This is a genomic window from Streptomyces natalensis ATCC 27448 (assembly GCF_000935125.1).
GTDB classification, from domain to species: Bacteria; Actinomycetota; Actinomycetes; order Streptomycetales; family Streptomycetaceae; genus Streptomyces; species Streptomyces natalensis.
Map to the genome: position 1 here is coordinate 232,146 of NZ_JRKI01000029.1, position 17,700 is coordinate 249,845.

The window sequence follows — 17,700 nt, forward strand, 5'->3', positions numbered from 1 at the left end:
GTGGTGAGGAAGTGGCGGAACTGGGTGTTACCGGTGGCGCTGCCGACGCTGGTCGTGCTGGCTGCGACCGGCTGTACGTGCCCGCCGGACGCCCCGGCGAAGGCGGCCGGTACGCCGTCCGTGTCGGGGGCGCCGTCCACGCCCGTGGCACGGGTGTGCGCCAAGCCCGCGGCCGGGCCGGTGAAGGCGCCGGCGGGTGCGGTGACGGTCGACCCCGCGGTGGTCGGTGACCTGGCGGCGAAGACCAAGAGCAGCCCCCCGAACACCACGTTCTGGCTTCGACCCGGCAAGCACAGGCTCGATCCGGACCGCTACGCCCAGGTCATTCCCAAGACGGGGGACCGCTACCTCGGTGCGCCGGGCGCGGTGCTCGACGGCCGGAAGAAGAACCAGTACGCGTTCGGCGGTACCGCCCGCAATGTCACCCTCCGCTACCTGACCGTGCGGGGTTTCGTCGCGCCGCAGAACGAGGGCGTGGTCAACCATGACTCGGCCGACGGGTGGGTGATCGAGTACGCGACGATCCAGCACAACTCCGGCGCCGGGCTGATGGCCGGTGCCCGCCAGCGGGTCCGCGCCAGCTGCCTGCGCGGCAACGGCCAGTACGGCATGAACGCGTACAAGAACAAAGGCCGTATCGGCGGCCTGGTGGTCGAGGGCAACGAGATCGTGGGCAACAACACCGGCGACTGGGAGCGGCGTAACCCGGGCTGCGGCTGCACCGGAGGCGTGAAGTTCTGGGCCGTCGACGGCGCCGACGTACGCGGCAACTGGGTGCACGACAACCGCGGAACAGGGTTGTGGGCGGACACCAACAACAACGACTTCCGCATCGAGAACAACGTGATCGAGGCCAACGACGGTGCCGCGCTGATCTACGAGACCAGCTACAACGCGGTCATCCGGAACAACGCGATCCGGCGGAACAACTGGGTCGAGGGCCGCAGGGCAGCCGACCGCGGCGACACCTTCCCGTTCGCGACCGTCTACCTGTCCGAGTCCGGCGGCGAACCACGGATCCCAGCCCGCACCGGCAAGATCGAGATCTACCGGAACGTGCTGGAGAACAACTGGTCCGGGATCACCCTGTGGGAAAACGCCGACCGGTTCTGCAACAGCCCGGCCAACACCTCCTCCGGTGACTGCACTTTGCTGGTGCGGGACACCGACCGCTGTGTGAAGCGGGCGATCGCCACCGCGCCGCTCTACGCCGACTGCCGGTGGAAGACCCAGCGGGTGGACATCCACGACAACCGCTTCGTGCTGGACACGTCCGTCGTCAAGTGCACGGAGAAGTGCGACCGCATGGCGGTGCTGGCCAACTACGGCACCTATCCGGACTGGTCGCCGTACCAGGGCGAACGGGTGGCCGAGGCGATCACCCGCGACCAGCACAACCGCTGGCACGACAACGTCTACCTCGGGCCGTGGAAGTTCATCGCCCACGACCCCAGCCGGGTACTCGACTTCGGGCAGTGGCAGGGCACACCGTACCGGCAGGACGCGGGCAGCACCTTCCGTGCACGGGACGGTGGTTGAGATGGGCGCGGACCACCCGCCGAAGATCGCCGGGACGGTCTGGGGGCTGCTGGTCCTCAACACGCTCGGCTCCGCCGGGGCGAAGACCATCATCCCGCTGCCCCGCTCCCTCATCCAGATGGTCACCATGGGCGCGCTGGTCGCCGCGTTCGCGCTGGCGCTCGCGGTCAATCTCCGGCTGCGCATCCGCGCCAGTGCTTACGTGTTCCTGCTCACCCTGCTCCTGGTGACGAGCGTGATCTCCAGCGCGCACCTGGAGTCCGGATTCGGCGCACTGTTCCGCTGCTTCCGGCTGGCTCTCTTCGTCGGCACGCTGTGGCTGCTCAGCCGCTGGTGGGACGGCGGCCTGACGTTCGTCCGGCACCACATCCGGATGTACTTCGCGGTGCTCGGGTCGGTGGCCGCCGGCCTGGTCGTCTCACCGGGCGCGGCCCTGCCCGACCTCTACGGCGGACGCCTCGTCGGCGCGTTGTGGCCCCTCACCCCGCCGCAGATCGGACAGTACGCCGCGGTGATCACCGGGCTCACCGTGCTGCTCGTACTGGGCCGCCGGACCGACAGGGCCGGCGCGGCGGTGGTCATCGTGCCGTCACTCGTCCTGCTCGCGTTGACCCATACCCGCACGGCCACGCTCGGCCTGCTCATCGGGCTGGCGTTGGCGATCGGCTCGCTCCTCCTGACCAGCGCCGCCGCCCGGCGGTTCTTCACCTGGGCGGTGCTGAGCGTCACGGTGGCCGCGGTGGGGTTCGCCTCCGCGCTCCAGGCGTGGTTCCTGCGCGGACAGAGCCAGGAGAACTTCTCCAACCTCACCGGTAGGGCCAAGGTCTGGGACGCCCTGCTGACTGCGCCCCGGTCGACCTCGGAGAAGGTGTTCGGCGTGGGCCTGGGCGACAAGTCGTTCGGCGGGCTGCCGATCGACAACAGCTGGCTGGCCGTTTACAACGAGCAGGGTCTGATCGGCGTCGCCCTCGTCGCGGCGATCATCATCGTGCTGGGCGGCGTCGCGCTGTTGCGGCCGCCGTCGCTGCCGAGGGCCTGCGCCATCTTCCTGATCAGCTACTGCGCGATCGCCTCGTACACCGAGGCCGGGCTTGGCGACGCCTCGCCGTATCTGCTGCATCTGGCCCTGGCCGCCGCACTGCTTGCGTCATCTGCCGCGGCCGCTTCCCCTTCGCCGCCCGAAGTCCCTGGGCGGCACATCCCGAGCTGGGCCCAGAGATCGGAGGTGACCTGAGCATGCATGTCCTCGTGGTGCACAACCGCTACGCCTCGGCGCAGCCAAGTGGGGAGAACAAGGTCGTCGACCAGGAGGTGGCGCTGCTGCGCGCGGCCGGCCACCGGGTCGAGGTGTTCGAGCGGCGCAGCGACGACATCGCCGCCCGGTCCCTCCTGGCCAAGGCCGCGGTGCCGCTCCTTGTGCCGTGGAACCCGGCGGTCCGCACGGAACTTGCCGCCCGGCTGCGCACCGAGCGGCCGGACATCGTCCACGTCCACAACGTCTTCCCGCTCCTGTCGCCGGCGGTGCTGGCCGCCTGCGCCGACGCCGGCGTGCCCGCCGTCGCCACGCTGCACAACTACACCCAGATCTGCCCGCCCGGCACGCTCCAGCGGGACGGCCGGCCGTGCACCGAGTGCGTAGGGTCCGCGCCGCTGCCCGCCGTCCGGCACGGCTGCTACCGGAGCTCCCGGCTGGCGACGGTACCGCTCGCGGTCAGCCTGTCGGTCAACCGGCGGCGGTGGTGGTCCGGCGTGGAGCGGTTCCTCTGCATCTCCGCGGCACAGCGCGACGTCCTGGTGCGGGCCGGCATGCCACCCGAGCGGCTGGCGGTGAAGCACAACTTCGTGCCCGACCCGGACACCCGCCGAGCGGGCGCAGGCGAGCATCTGCTCTATCTCGGCCGGCTCGCGGAGGCCAAGGGCGTACGGCTGCTCATGGCCGCGTGGGACGAGATCGCCGCGGACGGGGGTGTGGGCGTACCGCTCGCGATCGCCGGCGCGGGGCCACTGGAGCAAGAGGTGACCGCCTGGGCGGCGGGCCGGGACGACGTGCGCTACGTCGGCCTGTACGACACGGCTCAGTGCCGTCAGGCCGTCGCGCGGTCGGTCGCCGTGGTGGCTCCCTCGACGTGGCTGGAGGCGTTCGGCCTAGTGGTCGTGGAGGCGATGGCGGCGGGGGTCCCGACCGTCGCCGCCGGTCACGGCGCCTTCGTCGAACTCGTCGAGGACGGGGTGACCGGGCTGCTGCACCGGCCGGGCGAGCCCGCCTCGCTCGCGTCCTGCATACGCCGGATCGCGGCCGAGCCGGCCCGCAACCGGGAGATGGGCCAGGCGGCCCGGCGCCGTTACGAGCAGGGTTTCAGCCCGTCCGTCGGGCTGGAGCGCCTGGTGGAGGAGTACCGCACCGCGATCGCGGGTCGGACGGAATCAATGGGGGGCAGTAAATGACACGATGCCGACTCTGCGGCTCGGAGGCGATGGCGAGCGTCGTCGATCTCGGGGCGACGCCACCATGTGAGAGCTTTCTCGCCGCGGACCAACTGGACCAACCGGAACCGGCGTACCCGCTGCACCTGCGGGTCTGCACCGACTGCTGGCTGGCGCAGATCCCGCCGCTGATCACGCCGGAGGTGACGTTCACGCAGTACGCGTACTTCTCCTCCTACTCGACCTCCTGGGTGGAGCACGCGCGCACGTTCGTCGCCGACGCCGCAGCGCGCCTTGCTCTCGGCCCCGACGCCTTCGTGGTCGAGGTCGCGAGCAACGACGGGTACCTGCTGCGGCACATGGTGGACCGGGGGATCCGCTGCCTCGGCATCGAGCCGTCGGTGAACGTCGGCGCCGCGGCGCGGGACGCGGGTGTGCCCACGCTCACGGAGTTCCTGAGCCCGGACACCGGCTCGGCCGTCCGCACCGAGCACGGCCCGGCCGACCTGGTCGTGGCCAACAACGTGTACGCGCACATCCCCGACGTCGTCGGGTTCACCCGGGGGCTGCGCGCCCTGGTAGCCGACGACGGCTGGGTCTCCATCGAGGTGCAGCACCTGCTGACCCTGATCGAGGAGAACCAGTACGACACGATCTACCACGAGCACTTCCAGTACTACACGGTCGCGTCCGCGATCCGGGCGCTCGAGAGCGGCGGACTCGCGCTCGTGGACGTCGAGTTGCTGCCCACGCACGGTGGCTCCATCCGGCTGTGGGCCCGGCCGGTCGAGGTGTCCGGTGAGCCCTCGCAGCAGGTCGCGGACGTGCTGGCCAGGGAGAAGGCCGCCGGTCTTCAGGAGCTGTCCGGGTACGCGGAGTTCGCAGCCCGTGTGGCCAAGGTGCGCCGGGACCTGCTGAAGTTCCTCATCGAGGCGGCCGAGCAGGGCAAGTCCGTCGTCGGCTACGGCGCCCCCGGCAAGGGCAACACCCTGCTCAACCACTGCGGCATCCGGCCCGACCTGCTCGCGTACACGGTCGACCGCAACCCGTACAAGCACGGCAGGTTCACCCCGGGCACCCGTATCCCGATCCTGGCGCCCGAGCAGATCGCCGCCGACAAGCCGGACTACGTCCTCGTCCTGCCGTGGAACCTGCGGGCCGAACTCGTCGAGCAGCTGTCGTACGTGCACGAGTGGGGCGGCCGACTGGTCTTCCCCATCCCGGAACTGAGCATTGTCGAGGTCGCGTCGTGAAAGAGGTAGCAGCATGAAGGTCGTCCTGTTCTGCGGCGGCTACGGAATGCGGATGCGCAGCGGCGCCGCCGACGACGTCCCCAAGCCCATGGCGATGGTCGGGCCCCGGCCGCTGATCTGGCACGTCATGCGCTACTACGCGCACTTCGGGCACACGGAGTTCATCCTGTGCCTCGGCTACGGCGCCCACCACATCAAGAACTTCTTCCTCAACTACGAGGAGACGACGTCCAACGACTTCGTGCTGCGGGGCGGGCGGCCCGAGCTGCTGTCCACTGACATCTCCGACTGGACGATCACGTTCGCGCAGACGGGCGTCGAGTCGCCGATCGGGGAGCGGCTGCGCCGGGTGCGGCACCACCTGGAGGGCGACGAGATGTTCCTCGCCAACTACGCCGACGTGCTCACCGACGCCCCGCTGCCGGAGATGATCGAGAACTTCACCCGGCGCGAGGCCGGTGCGTCGATGATGGTGGTGCCGCCCCAATCCTCGTTCCACTGCGTGGAGTTGGGCGAGGACGGCCTCGTGGGCGGCATCACCGCGGTGAGTGAACTGCCGCTGTGGGAGAACGGCGGCTACTTCGTGCTCCGTCAGGAGGTCTTCGACCACATACCGGAGAACGGGGACCTGGTCGCCGACGGATGCGCCCAACTCGCCAAGCGCGGCCGGTTGGTGGCGCATCAGCACCGCGGATTCTGGAAGCCGACCGACACCGTGAAGGAGCGGGCCGCGCTCGACACCGCCTACGCCCGGGGCGACCGCCCGTGGGCCGTGTGGGAACGGGACCACGCCGGGGTGAGCGCGTGATCCGGCTCGGGGCCGGGCGCCTGGACCGGATCGTCGCGGTAGGCGCGCACTGCGACGACATCGCCATCGGCGCCGGCGGCACGATCCTGACGATGTGCCGCGCGAGGCCGGGTATCCGCATCGACGCGCTGGTGCTCTCCGGCGGCGGCAGCGCACGCGAGCAGGAGGAGCAGGCCGCGCTCGCCGCCTTCTGTCCGGGCGCCGAACTGCGCCTGACCGTACTGAAGTTGCCGGACGGCCGGATGCCCGTCCACTGGGAGGAGGCCAAGGCCGCGGTCGAGGAACTGCGCGAGCGGACCGAGCCGGATCTGATCCTGGCCCCGCGCACGGATGACGCGCACCAGGATCACCGCGGCCTGGCTCAGCTGATACCCACCGCATTCCGCGACCATCTCGTGCTCGGCTACGAGATCGTCAAATGGGACGGCGATCTCGGCCGTCCGGCGGCGTACCAGCCGCTCTCGCCGGAGATCGCCGAACAAAAGGTGCGGCTGCTACAGGAGCACTACCCCTCGCAGCGGCACCGGCCCTGGTACGACCGGGAAGCCTTCCTCGGTCTTGCACGGATCCGCGGCATCGAATGCCACGCGCGCTACGCCGAGGCGTTCGCCGTCACCAAACTCACTCTCAACCTGGGGGAATGAACCTTGCGCGTACTACTGACCGGACACCAGGGCTACTTGGGCACCGTGATGGCCCCGGTCCTTGCTGCCGCCGGGCACGAGGTCGTCGGTCTTGACGCCGGCCTGTTCGCCGACTGCGTTCTTGGCCCGGCGCCCGCGGACCCGCAGGGGCATCGGGTGGACCTGCGTGACGTCACGGCGGAACACGTGGCCGGGGTCGACGCCGTGATCCACCTGGCCGCGCTCTCCAACGACCCGCTGGGATCGCTGGCCCCGGAGCTCACCTACGACATCAACCACCACGCGTCGGTACGCCTTGCCCGGCTGGCACGCGACGCCGGGGTACGGCGCTTCCTGTACGCGTCCATCTGCTCGGTCTACGGCGCCGCCGGCGGTGACGACCTGGTGGCCGAGGACGCCCCGCTGCGCCCGGTGACGCCGTACGCGGAGTCCAAGGTGCGGGTGGAGGACGACCTGCACGCGCTGTCCGACGGCGACTTCACCCCGGTGTTCATGCGCAACGCCACCGCCTTCGGCTACTCGCCCCGGCTGCGCGCCGACATCGTGCTGAACAACCTGGTGGGCCACGCGCTGCTGTCCGGCGAGGTCCTCGTACTCTCGGACGGCACCCCGTGGCGCCCGCTGGTGCACGCCGCCGACATCGCACGGGCCTTCGCGGCTGCATTGACGGCCCCTCAGGAGGCTGTCCACGACCGGGCGTTCAACATCGGCAGCGAGACGAACAACGTCACGGTCGCCGAGATCGCCGAGCAGGTCGCCGAGGCGGTGTCCGGCGCGAAGGTGAAGATCACCGGGGAGAACGGTGCCGATCCGCGCTCGTACCGGGTGGACTTCTCCGCCTTCCGCACCGCGATCCCCGGCTTCGACTGCGAGTGGACGGTGAAGCGGGGAGCGCTTGAACTCGCCGACACCTACCGCAAGTTCGCTCTGACCCGGGAGGACTTCGAGCAGCGCTTCACACGCCTCGCCGTGCTGCGCGCGGCGTCCGACGCCGGCACCGTCGACGACACCCTGCGGTGGCGCCGGTGACCGAGCACGGCGAGGAGATGTACGCCCTGGTGGAGCGGCTGTACCCGCTCTGCCGGAGCATCACCGGCGACGGTGTGCGCGCCACCCTGGACATCGTCGGCGAGCACATCCCGCTGCACGTGCACGAGGTGCCGACCGGGACCCAGGTGCTCGACTGGACGGTGCCGCAGGAGTGGAACATCCGGGACGCGTACATCGCCGACCCCGCCGGCCACCGGGTCGTCGACTTCGCCGCGTCCAGCCTGCACGTGCTCGGCTACAGCGTGCCGGTGTCGGCGACCATGCCGCTCGCCGAGCTGCGAGAACACCTGCACACCCTGCCGGACCACCCGTCCTGGGTGCCGTACCGCACCAGCTACTACAAGCCGGAATGGGGGTTCTGCCTGGCCCAGGAGACCTTGGACGCGCTGCCGGACGGCGACTACGAGGTCCGCATCGACTCCACCCTCGCCGACGGCCACCTCACCTACGCCGAGCACGTGATCCCCGGGCAGGTACCCGACGAGGTGATCGTCTCCTGCCATGTCTGTCATCCGTCGCTGGCCAACGACAACCTGGCCGGCATCGCAGTGGCGACGTTCCTGGCCCGAACGCTGGCGGAGCAGACGCCGTACTACACCTACCGGTTCCTCTTCGCGCCCGGCACCATCGGGGCGATCACCTGGCTGGCCCGCAACACGGAGCGGATCGACCGGGTGCAGCACGGCCTGGTGCTGGCCTGCGCAGGCGACCCGGGCCGGTTGACGTACAAGCAGAGCAGGCGCGGCGACGCGGAGATCGACCGGGTGATGCGGCATGTGCTGGCCGCCTCCGAACGTCCGCACCAGGTCAACGAGTTCACTCCGTACGGCTACGACGAGCGGCAGTTCTGCTCGCCCGGATTCGATCTGGGTGTGGGCTCGCTCAGCCGGACCCCGTACGCCGGCTACCCCGAGTACCACACCTCGGCGGACAACCTGGACTTCGTCTCCCCGGAGGCGATGGCGGACACGCTCGCCGTCTGCCGCGAGGCATTCGCCGTGCTCGACCGCAACCGGCGGTACGTCAACCTGAGCCCCTGCGGCGAACCACAGCTGGGCCGACGCGGGTTGTACGACGCGCTCGGCGGCCGCAGCGACACCAAGCAGGCCCAGATGGCCATGCTCTGGGTGCTCAGCCTCTCCGACGGCGAGCACGGTCTGCTGGATGTCGCCGAGCGGTCCGGGCTGCCGTTCGACACCGTCGCCGTCGCGGCCGGCGCCCTGCACGGCGCCGGGCTGATCAAGGCATGACGCCGATGCGCACCGAGGGGGAGAATCCGCGGACAACGGCGCCACCGGCCGGATCCGCCAAGCGGGCCCTCGTCGGCCGGCTGTCCTGGGGACTGGCCGACCAGGCGGCCTCCAGCATCAGCAACTTCGCGGTGGGGATCTACGTGGCCCGCTCGCTGGGGGTGACCGCGTTCGGCGTGTTCAGCCTCGCCTGGGTGACGTACGGCGTGGTGCTCAACGTCTCCCGCGGGCTGGCCACCGACCCGCTCGTGGTGCGCTTCAGCGGCGTATCGGACGCGTCCTGGCGCGGGGCGGTGGCCCGGTCGTCGGGTACCGCGCTCGGCGTCGGTGCCGCCGGTGGCGCGGCGTGTCTGATGGTCGGCCTCGCGCTCGGCGGCCGCGTGGGGTCCGCGTTCGCCTGTCTCGGCGTCCTGCTGCCGGGGCTGCTGTTGCAGGACGCCTGGCGGTTCGCGTTCTTCGCCGCCGGCACCGGGCGGAAGGCGTTCGTCAACGACCTCGTGTGGGGCGTCGCGCTCGTCCCTGGCATGGTCGTGGCGGCCCGCGTGGGCAGCGTGGCCGCCTTCGTGCTCGCCTGGGGAGCCTCCGCCGCGGTGGCCGCCGCGTACGGCTGCTTCCAGTCCGGGATCAGGCCCCGGTTGACCGGAGCACGCGAGTGGCTTCGCGAGCACCGCGACCTCGGCCACCGGTATCTGGTCGAGAACGTCAGCCTCAGCGGCGCGAGCCAGCTGCGGGCGTACGGGCTCGGCGCGATCATCGGGGTCGGCGCGGTGGGCGCGGTGCGGGGCGCCGAGCTCCTGCTCGGCCCGTTCCTCGCCGTGCTGATGGGGCTTTCGCTGGTCACCGTCCCGGAGGCGGCACGGGTTCTCCGGCGGGCCCCGCACCGGCTCGGCACGTTCTGTCTCCTGTTGGGTGGCGGGCAGGCCGTCGGCGCGCTGCTCTGGGGCGGGGCGCTGCTGCTGGTGCCGGACCGGCTCGGCGAGTTCGTGCTCGGCGGCGTCTGGCACTCCTCCTCACAGCTCATCGTGCCGGTCGCCCTCGGCGTCGCGGGCGCCGGCCTCGGCACCGGCGCGGCGGCCGGGCTGCGTGCACTCGGCGCGGCCCGGCGCAGCCTGCGCTCCCAGCTGTTCGCCTCCGCTTGCTATGTCGGCGGCGGGCTCGGCGGGGCGGCCGTCGCCGGCACCGTCGGCTCGGCCTGGGGCGTCGCCACCGCGACCGTCAGCGGCTCGGCCGTGTGGTGGCTGCACCTGCGCTCCGCCCTGCACGAGCACCACCAAGACCCCATCCGCGAAGTGAGGACGCCATGACCGCCCAACCCAGGCTGAGCATCGGCCTGCCCGTGTACAACGGCGAGGAGTATCTGGCCGAGTCGCTGGACGCGCTGCTCGGCCAGACCTACGAGGACTTCGAGCTGGTCATCTCCGACAACGCCTCGACCGACGGGACCGAGGACATCTGCCGCACATACGCCGCGCAGGACGCGCGCATCCGGTACCTCCGGCTGCCCCGGAACGTCGGCGCCACGCCGAACCACAACCGGGTGTTCGCCGAGTGCCGCGGCGAGCTGTTCAAGTGGGCCTCGCACGACGACCTTTACGCCCGGGATCTGCTGCGTTGCTGCGTCCAGGCGCTGGACGAGCGGCCGGACGTGATCCTCGCGCACGCCGACCAGGCGGTGATCGACGGCGACGGCCAGGTGAAGGTCCCGTACGAGTACACGCTCGCCACCGACTCACCGCACCCGCCGGAGCGCTTCCGCAGCATGCTGTTCGAGCCCGGCGGTGACGACTTCTACGGGGTGATCCGGGCCGACGTGCTCCGCCGGGTGAAGCCGATGGACAGCTACCACCACGCGGACCGCACATTCGTCGCCGAGATCGCCCTGCACGGGCGCTTCCACCAGGTGCCGGAGCTGCTGTACTTCCGCCGCGACCACCCCACCCGCGCCGAGCGGGCGAACCCGTCCAAGCGCTCCCGGTGCGTCAACCTGGATCCGCGCCGGGCGGGCCCGCTGCACCCGACGCCCCGGCTGCTCGCCGAGTACCTCTGGGGCTTCGCCTCGGCGATCCGGCGGGCGCCGTTGTCCCCGGCCGACCGGCGCGCGTGCTACCGCCACCTGGCCGCATGGATGACCAGCCGGGTCCGGCCGGGCGCCGGCGAGCGGGTCGAGGACCGCGCCCCGGTCGACCCGGCCGGGCTCACGGTCTCCGTCGACGCCGTCGTCGCCGGTCGCGAAGGTCGCGAAGGGCGCGAAGGTCGCGAAGGGGGGCAGGCATGACGTCCGCGGACGAAACCCCGGTACGCGTCGGGGTGTTCGGCCTGCTCGGCTCCGGCAACCTCGGCAACGACGGATCGCTCGAAGCCGTGCTCGGCTACCTCCGCGCCCAACACCCGGAGGCGGTGGTGGACGCGCTGTGCGGCGGACCCGAGGTCGTGACGACCCGGTTCGGGATCCCCGCGACGCGGCTGCACTGGTACCGCGGGGAGTACCGGACCGCATCCCGTGCGAGCGCGATCGTGTCGAAGGGCCTGGGCAAACTCGTCGACGTCTTCCGCACCGCCGCCTGGGTGCGCCGGCACGACGTGGTGATCGTGCCGGGCATGGGCGTACTGGAGGCCACCCTGCCGCTGCGGCCGTGGGGCTTCCCGTACTCGCTGTTCCTGCTGTGCGCGAGCGGGCGGCTGTTCGGCACCCGGGTCGCGCTGGTCAGCGTCGGCGCCGCCGAGATCGGCAACCGGCCGACCCGGGCCCTGGTGCGCTGGTCGGCCCGGCTGGCCGCGTACCGGTCGTACCGGGACGCCCCGTCCCGCGAGGCGATGGGGGCGATGGGCGTGGACACTTCGCGCGACGAGGTCTACCCGGACCTCGCCTTCTCCCTGTCGACGCAGCAGGAATGGGGTAACCCCTGCTCGGAGCTTGTCGGAGAGCTTGGGGAAGCGCCCTCGGGCCCACCCGGCCCGGTCTGCGTCGGCGTCATGGACTTCCACGGCGGCAACGACGACCGCGCCCGGGCCGAGGAGATCCACCGGCGCTACCTCGACGGGACGATCCGGTTCGTCCGCACGCTGGTCGAGGAGGGCAGGCCGGTCCGGCTGCTCACCGGGGACGCGTGCGATGCGTCGGTGGTCGTCGCGATCCTCGACGCGGTCAACTCGCCGCTGGTCACCGCCGCCGAACCGGCCGCACTGGCCGACCTGATGAAGGAGATGGCAGCTGCCGACACCGTGGTGGCGGTCCGGTACCACAACCTGATCTGCGCGCTGAAGACCGGCACGCCGGTGCTCGCCCTCAGCTATGCGGCGAAGAGCGACGCGCTCATGGCGCAGATGGGGTTCGGCGCGTACTGCCACCCGGCGCGCGAGGTCGACGCCGACCGGCTGCTGGAGCAGTTCCGGGCGCTGGAGAAGCGATCGGCCGAGCTGCGGCAGACCCTCACCGAGCGGAACCTGGCCGCCGTCCGGCGCCTGGAGCACCAGTTCACCGCCCTGACCGCGGCCCTGTTCCCGGCGGCCGACCACGCCCACACCCACACCCTGCGGGAGGCTCCATGAAAGCGACCGAAGTCCCGGAGATCGCCGGTGCGTACCTGTTCGAGCCGACACCGTACGCCGACGAGCGCGGCTTGTTCTGCCGCACCTTCGACGCCGACGTGGTCCGCTCGGTGGGCCTAGACCCGGACGCCTTCGTCCAGGACAGCATGTCCCGCTCGGTCCGGGGCGTGCTGCGCGGCCTGCACCTGCGCTCCGGCGCCGGCGAGGCCAAGCTGGTGCGGTGCTCGTACGGGAGGATCTTCGACGTCGTCGTGGACCTGCGGACGGACTCCCCGACGTACCTGGGCCGGGCCTTCTTCAAGCTGTCCGACGAGACGCAGGCGACCGTCTACATCCCGGCGGGGTGCGCGCACGGCTTCCAGGCGCTGACCGAAACCGCCGACACCTCGTACCGGATCGACCGCCGGCACGATCCGGCCGAGGACGTGACGATCGCCTTCGACGACCCGGAGCTCGCCATTCCCTGGCCGCTGCCGGTAACCCTGACGTCCCAGCGGGACCGGGAGGCGCCGAGCCTCGCCGAGGTCCTGAAGCAAGTGGAAAGGTGAGGTCGACGTGAACATCGAAGAGACCGCAGACACCGGCGAGTTCCCCCTCCCCCGGTCGCGGCAGGCGAACGAGCGGCTGCACGCCCTGATCCCCGGGGGTGCGCACACCTACGCCAAGGGCGACGACCAGTACCCCGAGGACCTGGCCCCGGTCATCAGCCACGGCCGCGGTGCCCACGTATGGGACATCGACGGCAACCGCTACATCGAGTACGGCTCCGGCCTGCGGTCGGTCAGCCTCGGCCACGCCCACCCACGCGTGATCGAGGCGGTGCGGCGGGAACTCGACCGCGGCAGCAACTTCGTCCGGCCGTCCATCGTGGAGGTCGAGGCCGCGGAACGCTTCCTGGCCACGGTACCGACCGCCGAGATGGTGAAGTTCGCGAAGAACGGATCCGACGCCACCACCGCCGCGGTGCGCCTCGCCCGCGCGGCCACCGGGCGCCCGCGGGTGGCCCTCTGCGCCGACCACCCCTTCTTCTCCACCGACGACTGGTTCATCGGCACCACCCCGATGTCCGCCGGTATTCCGACGGCGACCACCGAGCTCACCGTGTCCTTCCCATACGGGGACCTGGCCGCCACGGAGGAACTGCTGACCCGGTACCAGGACGAAATCGCCTGCCTGATCCTCGAACCCGCCACCCACACCGAGCCTCCGCCCGGGTACCTCGCAGGGCTGCGCGAACTGGCCGACCGATACGGCTGCGTACTGGTCTTCGACGAGATGATCACCGGCCTCCGCTGGTCCGAGGCGGGCGCCCAGGGCCTCTACGGCGTCGCCCCCGACCTCTCCACGTTCGGCAAGGCGCTGGGCAACGGGTTCGCCGTATCCGCGCTGGCCGGACGCCGCGACCTGATGGAGCGGGGCGGGCTGCGTCACTCCCACGACCGGGTGTTCCTGCTGTCCACCACACACGGTGCGGAAACGCACTCCCTGGCAGCCGCGATGGCCGTGCAGAGCACCTACGCCGAGGAGGGCATCACCGCCCAACTGCACGCTCTCGGCGAGCAGTTGGCGGCCGGTGTCCGCGAGGCCGCGGCCGCCATGGGCGTCGGCGACCACATCGTCGTCCGGGGCCGGGCCAGCAACCTGGTCTTCGCCACCCTCGACGAGAACCGGCAGCCGTCGCAGCAGTACCGCACCCTGTTCCTGCGCCGACTCCTCGCCGGCGGGGTGCTGGCCCCGTCCTTCGTCGTGAGCAGCGCGCTCGACGACGCCGACATCGACCGCACCATCGATGCGGTGGCCCAGGCATGTGCGGTGTACCGGAAGGCACTGGACGCCGCCGACCCCACCCCCTGGCTGGCCGGACGACCGGTGAAGCCCGTATTCCGCCGCCTGGCGTGAAGAGACGGTGATGTGACGCGATGTGAGGGAGCGGCATCACATGACGTGATGTCAGCGAAGCTCCCCCCGACCGACGTTGGCCATCTGACCGACCCACAGGTCAGCCACCCGATCGACCAGCCACGCGGTCGTCGGTATCACCGCCAGCGCGGTGCACCAACCGCCGAGGACGTCGGTCGGGTAGTGCGCGCCCAGGGCAACCTGCGCCCAGCCCATGGCGCCGCCGGCAACCAGCGCCGCGCCGAGCACGAGTAACGTGCCGGCCGTCCTGCCGAGGCCGAGCCGGCCGGTCACGAGCAACGCCACCACGAGGGCAAACGCGGTGGCGAAGGCGGTGTGCCCACTCGGGTAGGACAGGTTGCCGTCACCGTGGATGGTACGTCCCACCAGGTGCTTGATCAGCGTCGTCGCCCCCACGGCGGCACCGACCCCGGCAACGGCGAGCACCACTGCGCGAAGACGCCGAAGCAGCAGACAGCCCGTCACGGCGACCACGACCAGCGTCACCGCTCCGGCGGGCTCCCCCAGGAAGTCCGTGGCCAGAGCGAGGTGCCGCCACGGCGGCCGCACACTGTCCGCCGTCGGACGGATGATCCACGTGTCCACCCTGCCGGGCCGGCTGTGGTCGGCATACATGACCCCGATCACGACGACCACCAGCGCGGCGAGGGCCGCGATCATCCCGAGCGATGAGCGCAGCGATGGAGGCAGCACCGCGGGCGCCCGTCGGCCGGTCACACGCCCACCAGGTCCGGTCGACCTGCGGTAGCGACCTTCTTGTCTGCCGTACGCAGCGTCGGGCGTTGCGGGCTTACGTCGCCACCCTGTACGGGCTGCGCGGCTGGACCGAGCAAGATGACAAACCCGTCAAGCACAAAAGGGGCTGGACCGACTCCCAGGTCCGCTCCGACCAGGCGATCCAACGCGAGCCCCCCCCCGTCGAATCCGACCAGCCTCTACTTGTCACCCTAACCAAAATCCGCTCCTGGAATCGGGGGGTGACGAACCGGGTCCGGCAGGTTCAGGTGCCGGACCCGGCTGTGTCAGCCATTCATGGCCGCCCAGAACTCCTCGAAGGACATCTGGCGGTCGCCGTTGGTGTCCAGCGAGTCGATCAGCTCCTGGGCCTGCGACTCGGTTATCTCCGCCCCCTCCAACTCCGCCACGACCTTCCGGTACTCGTCCGCAGTGACCTGGCCGTCCCCGTCGATGTCGTAGCGCTCGAAGACCTTGCGCGCCGCCGTCTCCACGATGTCTGCCATATGCTCCACCCTTCTGCGATCTTCGCTGACGGGCCCAGATTATCGGTCCACCCTCAGCAACGCGGACGCGCCCAACCTGCCTAGCTGTTGCGGACCGATCTCGTTGCGTACGGGCCCGCCAACACCCGGCCGGAGCCCGGAAAAAGAGGGGCAGGACTGAAGCGCCGGCCCGGTCCACCACCAGCTGCGCGCCCGGCGCGTGCTCCTCGGCCGCGAAAGGCCGCGAAAGGCCGCGAACTCCTCCCGCATCCCCTCGTAACCGGCGGCCACCATGCCGTAGACCGCTATGAATCCTCCCGAACTGCCGTACCGATCTTGTGCTTCCGGCAACCCGTCACATCGAACGAACCCATTCATCTAGGCCAGCCCCGCGTACGTCACGGTCCTTCCCGGCCCGAGTTCGCGCGCGACGCGTTCGGCCAGCTCCTCGCCCCGACGGTCCAGTTCCCTTCGCCGGGCGTCGTCCCTGTCCTCGTCGCGCTCCTTCAGGTACAGCTCCATGTTGGCGTCGAAGTCCGCCGACCACCCGTGCAGGTCATCGATCAGCTCGTCCGACAACCCAAGGGCGGCGGCCGGATCGTCCGGGGCGAAGTCTCCGAAGCCTTCCGCACGGAGCGGAAACCACTTGTACTCGCCCTCGACGACGATGTGGAGAGGATGCGGCGGATCGCCATGCGCGTCGAGGGTCCAGTGCAGGCGCTGACATCCCCAGCACGCGAACTTCGCCGCGTGGTGCTGCTCATCCCAGTAGCGCACCACCCACGCGGGTCCGAGATGCTTCGCCACCGCCTGGGCGAGCGTCAAGCCCTGCTTGACATGCTTGCGCAGCGGGGGGCGGGAGGCGAACCCGCCGGGCGGGCGGGCTGTGGACCAGGAGACCAGCCCGCGCGCCAAGTCCTCAGGGAGATCCACGTCGGGATCATCGACAGGAACGCTGCTGGTGTAGTGGTCGCCGCCCTCCTCGGACAACCCCGCATACAGCTCGTGCAAGGGAGACCGGGCACCCTGGGCGCGCACGAGGAGATGGCGGCGCTCGTCATCTTGGTTCACACTGATTCGCCCCCACGATCAAACCGTTGTCGCCCATTATGAGGGCCTCGCCGGTTCACCGACGCGCCTGCGCAGCGCGGCCCAACGCACCGGCATCACCATCGAGGCCCAGGCCGCCGGCCCCCAGGAGCCCCACCCCGCAGTCCACGGCGTGGCCATCGGCAACGACCTCACCGACACCGACGGTCACGCCCGCAGCGCCTACGCCGCCACCCCGGGCGAACTCGTCCTCGTCCGCCCCGACGGACACATCGGCATCCGCACCCCTCGAAGACGATCCAGGACAGCCCCGAAGCCGGACATCGCGCCGGAAGTGCGCGGCCGCACCGGCTGAGGATCAGGTACGGTCCAAGCCCCACGTCTGCAGGGCGTAGGGCCGCCCCTTCTCCTCACCCTTGATCAGCGGCACGTCGAGCAGGCTGAAGCCCGTTTGGGTGGCCACCGCGACGCTGGCGTCGTTTTCGGCCTCCAGCTCCACGATCACGCGCTCCACGCCCAGCTGCTCGAAGGCATACGCAGCCATGACCCGCACAGCCCGCGCCGCCAGCCCCTGTCCGCGGTGCGCCGGGCCGACCGCGTAGCCGAGCTCGGTGCCCTCGGGGGCGCGCCGCAGCATCACCTCGCCGAGTGGTGCGCCGCCGTCGACGGTGATGGCGAGCAGGATGGCCGTGCCCTCCGCCCGCAGCTGACGGTCCCGGGCCAGCCGTGCGCGGGCGGCAGCTTCGTCGAAAGGGGAGACGATCGGCGTCCAGTACGCGATGTCGGGGTGGTCGAACAGCTCGGGCATCGCGGCCAGGTCCGCCTCCGTCCAGTCGCGCAGGACGAGACCCTCCCCCGTGAGCTCGATCCGCGCGGGGAAGGATGACGTGGTGCTGCTCATGCTGGGTGGCCTCCCTGGTCTGTTCAGGACGAGGCAGGATAACCGGGGCAGTCATCGGCTCACCGGAAGTTTTCCGGGGAACTCAGGGTTGA

At 70.8% G+C, this 17,700-nt stretch carries 18 protein-coding genes; 14 read left to right on the plus strand and 4 right to left on the minus strand.

Annotated features, from left to right (window positions below; all coding sequences use genetic code 11):
• Positions 1–3 precede the first annotated feature (3 nt).
• Genes SNA_RS20885 through SNA_RS20945 form a run of 13 tightly spaced genes read left to right on the plus strand, consistent with a single transcriptional unit; the run spans position 4 to position 14,416 of the window.
• Positions 4–1,539 (plus strand): right-handed parallel beta-helix repeat-containing protein, encoded by a 1,536-nt coding sequence (locus SNA_RS20885; RefSeq protein ID WP_078970064.1) that lies wholly within the window; start codon positions 4–6, stop codon positions 1,537–1,539.
• Between the two features lies 1 nt (position 1,540).
• Complete coding sequence (locus SNA_RS20890) at positions 1,541–2,773, plus strand: membrane protein (RefSeq protein ID WP_030063587.1); 1,233 nt, start codon at positions 1,541–1,543, stop codon at positions 2,771–2,773.
• 2 nt (positions 2,774–2,775) lie between these two features.
• Entirely contained in the window at positions 2,776–3,984 is a 1,209-nt protein-coding gene (locus tag SNA_RS20895; RefSeq protein ID WP_030063589.1) for a glycosyltransferase, read from the plus strand.
• Entirely contained in the window at positions 3,981–5,216 is a 1,236-nt protein-coding gene (locus tag SNA_RS20900) for a class I SAM-dependent methyltransferase (protein ID WP_044366173.1), read from the plus strand. Before SNA_RS20895 ends, SNA_RS20900 begins: the two co-directional genes overlap by 4 nt.
• A gap of 13 nt (positions 5,217–5,229) precedes the next feature.
• Complete coding sequence (locus tag SNA_RS20905; protein ID WP_030063592.1) at positions 5,230–6,024, plus strand: sugar phosphate nucleotidyltransferase; 795 nt, start codon at positions 5,230–5,232, stop codon at positions 6,022–6,024.
• Positions 6,021–6,668, plus strand: a complete 648-nt coding sequence (locus tag SNA_RS20910) for a PIG-L deacetylase family protein (protein ID WP_030063593.1) — start codon at positions 6,021–6,023, stop codon at positions 6,666–6,668. The genes SNA_RS20905 and SNA_RS20910 overlap by 4 nt, the downstream gene beginning before the upstream one ends.
• A gap of 3 nt (positions 6,669–6,671) precedes the next feature.
• Positions 6,672–7,697 carry an NAD-dependent epimerase/dehydratase family protein gene (locus SNA_RS20915; RefSeq protein ID WP_044366176.1) on the plus strand — a complete coding sequence of 342 codons (1,026 nt, stop codon included), beginning with the start codon at positions 6,672–6,674 and terminating at the stop codon, positions 7,695–7,697.
• The gene (locus SNA_RS20920) at positions 7,685–8,968 is read left to right on the plus strand and encodes a DUF4910 domain-containing protein (protein WP_030063595.1); all 1,284 of its coding nucleotides are present in this window, start codon (positions 7,685–7,687) and stop codon (positions 8,966–8,968) included. Before SNA_RS20915 ends, SNA_RS20920 begins: the two co-directional genes overlap by 13 nt.
• The gene (locus tag SNA_RS20925) at positions 8,965–10,272 is read left to right on the plus strand and encodes an MATE family efflux transporter (protein WP_044366178.1); all 1,308 of its coding nucleotides are present in this window, start codon (positions 8,965–8,967) and stop codon (positions 10,270–10,272) included. The genes SNA_RS20920 and SNA_RS20925 overlap by 4 nt, the downstream gene beginning before the upstream one ends.
• A complete protein-coding gene (locus SNA_RS20930) occupies positions 10,269–11,243 on the plus strand; it encodes a glycosyltransferase family 2 protein (protein ID WP_030063600.1) in 975 nt (324 codons plus the stop codon). The genes SNA_RS20925 and SNA_RS20930 overlap by 4 nt, the downstream gene beginning before the upstream one ends.
• Positions 11,240–12,517, plus strand: a complete 1,278-nt coding sequence (locus SNA_RS20935; protein WP_030063601.1) for a polysaccharide pyruvyl transferase family protein — start codon at positions 11,240–11,242, stop codon at positions 12,515–12,517. Before SNA_RS20930 ends, SNA_RS20935 begins: the two co-directional genes overlap by 4 nt.
• Positions 12,514–13,065, plus strand: a complete 552-nt coding sequence (locus tag SNA_RS20940) for a dTDP-4-dehydrorhamnose 3,5-epimerase family protein (protein ID WP_030063603.1) — start codon at positions 12,514–12,516, stop codon at positions 13,063–13,065. Before SNA_RS20935 ends, SNA_RS20940 begins: the two co-directional genes overlap by 4 nt.
• 7 nt (positions 13,066–13,072) lie before the next feature.
• Positions 13,073–14,416, plus strand: a complete 1,344-nt coding sequence (locus SNA_RS20945; protein WP_198535104.1) for a glutamate-1-semialdehyde 2,1-aminomutase — start codon at positions 13,073–13,075, stop codon at positions 14,414–14,416.
• 51 nt (positions 14,417–14,467) lie between these two features.
• Here the strand turns inward: SNA_RS20945 and SNA_RS20950 are convergent, their stop codons facing one another.
• The 3 genes from SNA_RS20950 to SNA_RS20960 form a co-directional block, all read right to left on the minus strand.
• Positions 14,468–15,154 (minus strand): phosphatase PAP2 family protein, encoded by a 687-nt coding sequence (locus tag SNA_RS20950; protein ID WP_030063607.1) that lies wholly within the window; start codon positions 15,152–15,154, stop codon positions 14,468–14,470.
• Positions 15,155–15,459: 305 nt separating this feature from the next.
• Positions 15,460–15,678, minus strand: coding sequence for an EF-hand domain-containing protein (locus tag SNA_RS20955; RefSeq protein ID WP_030063608.1), 219 nt, complete (start codon positions 15,676–15,678; stop codon positions 15,460–15,462).
• 357 nt (positions 15,679–16,035) lie between these two features.
• Positions 16,036–16,668, minus strand: coding sequence for a hypothetical protein (locus SNA_RS20960; protein WP_241779764.1), 633 nt, complete (start codon positions 16,666–16,668; stop codon positions 16,036–16,038).
• Between the two features lie 211 nt (positions 16,669–16,879).
• On the opposite strand from SNA_RS20960, the gene SNA_RS20965 reads away from it, so the two are divergent.
• Positions 16,880–17,062 carry a hypothetical protein gene (locus SNA_RS20965; protein WP_030063611.1) on the plus strand — a complete coding sequence of 61 codons (183 nt, stop codon included), beginning with the start codon at positions 16,880–16,882 and terminating at the stop codon, positions 17,060–17,062.
• A gap of 3 nt (positions 17,063–17,065) precedes the next feature.
• Here the strand turns inward: SNA_RS20965 and SNA_RS20970 are convergent, their stop codons facing one another.
• Complete coding sequence (locus tag SNA_RS20970) at positions 17,066–17,608, minus strand: GNAT family N-acetyltransferase (RefSeq protein ID WP_030063613.1); 543 nt, start codon at positions 17,606–17,608, stop codon at positions 17,066–17,068.
• Between the last annotated feature and the right edge of the window lie 92 nt (positions 17,609–17,700).

Bases quoted from the DNA above. Each gene is read 5' to 3' on its own strand.
- SNA_RS20925 (WP_044366178.1), top strand. From the start codon at position 8,965: ATGACGCCGATGCGCACCGAGGGGGAGAATCCGCGGACAACGGCGCCA.
- SNA_RS20930 (WP_030063600.1), top strand. From the start codon at position 10,269: ATGACCGCCCAACCCAGGCTGAGCATCGGCCTGCCCGTGTACAACGGC.
- SNA_RS20895 (WP_030063589.1), top strand. From the start codon at position 2,776: ATGCATGTCCTCGTGGTGCACAACCGCTACGCCTCGGCGCAGCCAAGT.
- SNA_RS20890 (WP_030063587.1), top strand. From the start codon at position 1,541: ATGGGCGCGGACCACCCGCCGAAGATCGCCGGGACGGTCTGGGGGCTG.
- SNA_RS20900 (WP_044366173.1), top strand. From the start codon at position 3,981: ATGACACGATGCCGACTCTGCGGCTCGGAGGCGATGGCGAGCGTCGTC.
- SNA_RS20935 (WP_030063601.1), top strand. From the start codon at position 11,240: ATGACGTCCGCGGACGAAACCCCGGTACGCGTCGGGGTGTTCGGCCTG.
- SNA_RS20955 (WP_030063608.1), bottom strand. From the start codon at position 15,678: ATGGCAGACATCGTGGAGACGGCGGCGCGCAAGGTCTTCGAGCGCTAC.
- SNA_RS20905 (WP_030063592.1), top strand. From the start codon at position 5,230: ATGAAGGTCGTCCTGTTCTGCGGCGGCTACGGAATGCGGATGCGCAGC.
- SNA_RS20970 (WP_030063613.1), bottom strand. From the start codon at position 17,608: ATGAGCAGCACCACGTCATCCTTCCCCGCGCGGATCGAGCTCACGGGG.
- SNA_RS20940 (WP_030063603.1), top strand. From the start codon at position 12,514: ATGAAAGCGACCGAAGTCCCGGAGATCGCCGGTGCGTACCTGTTCGAG.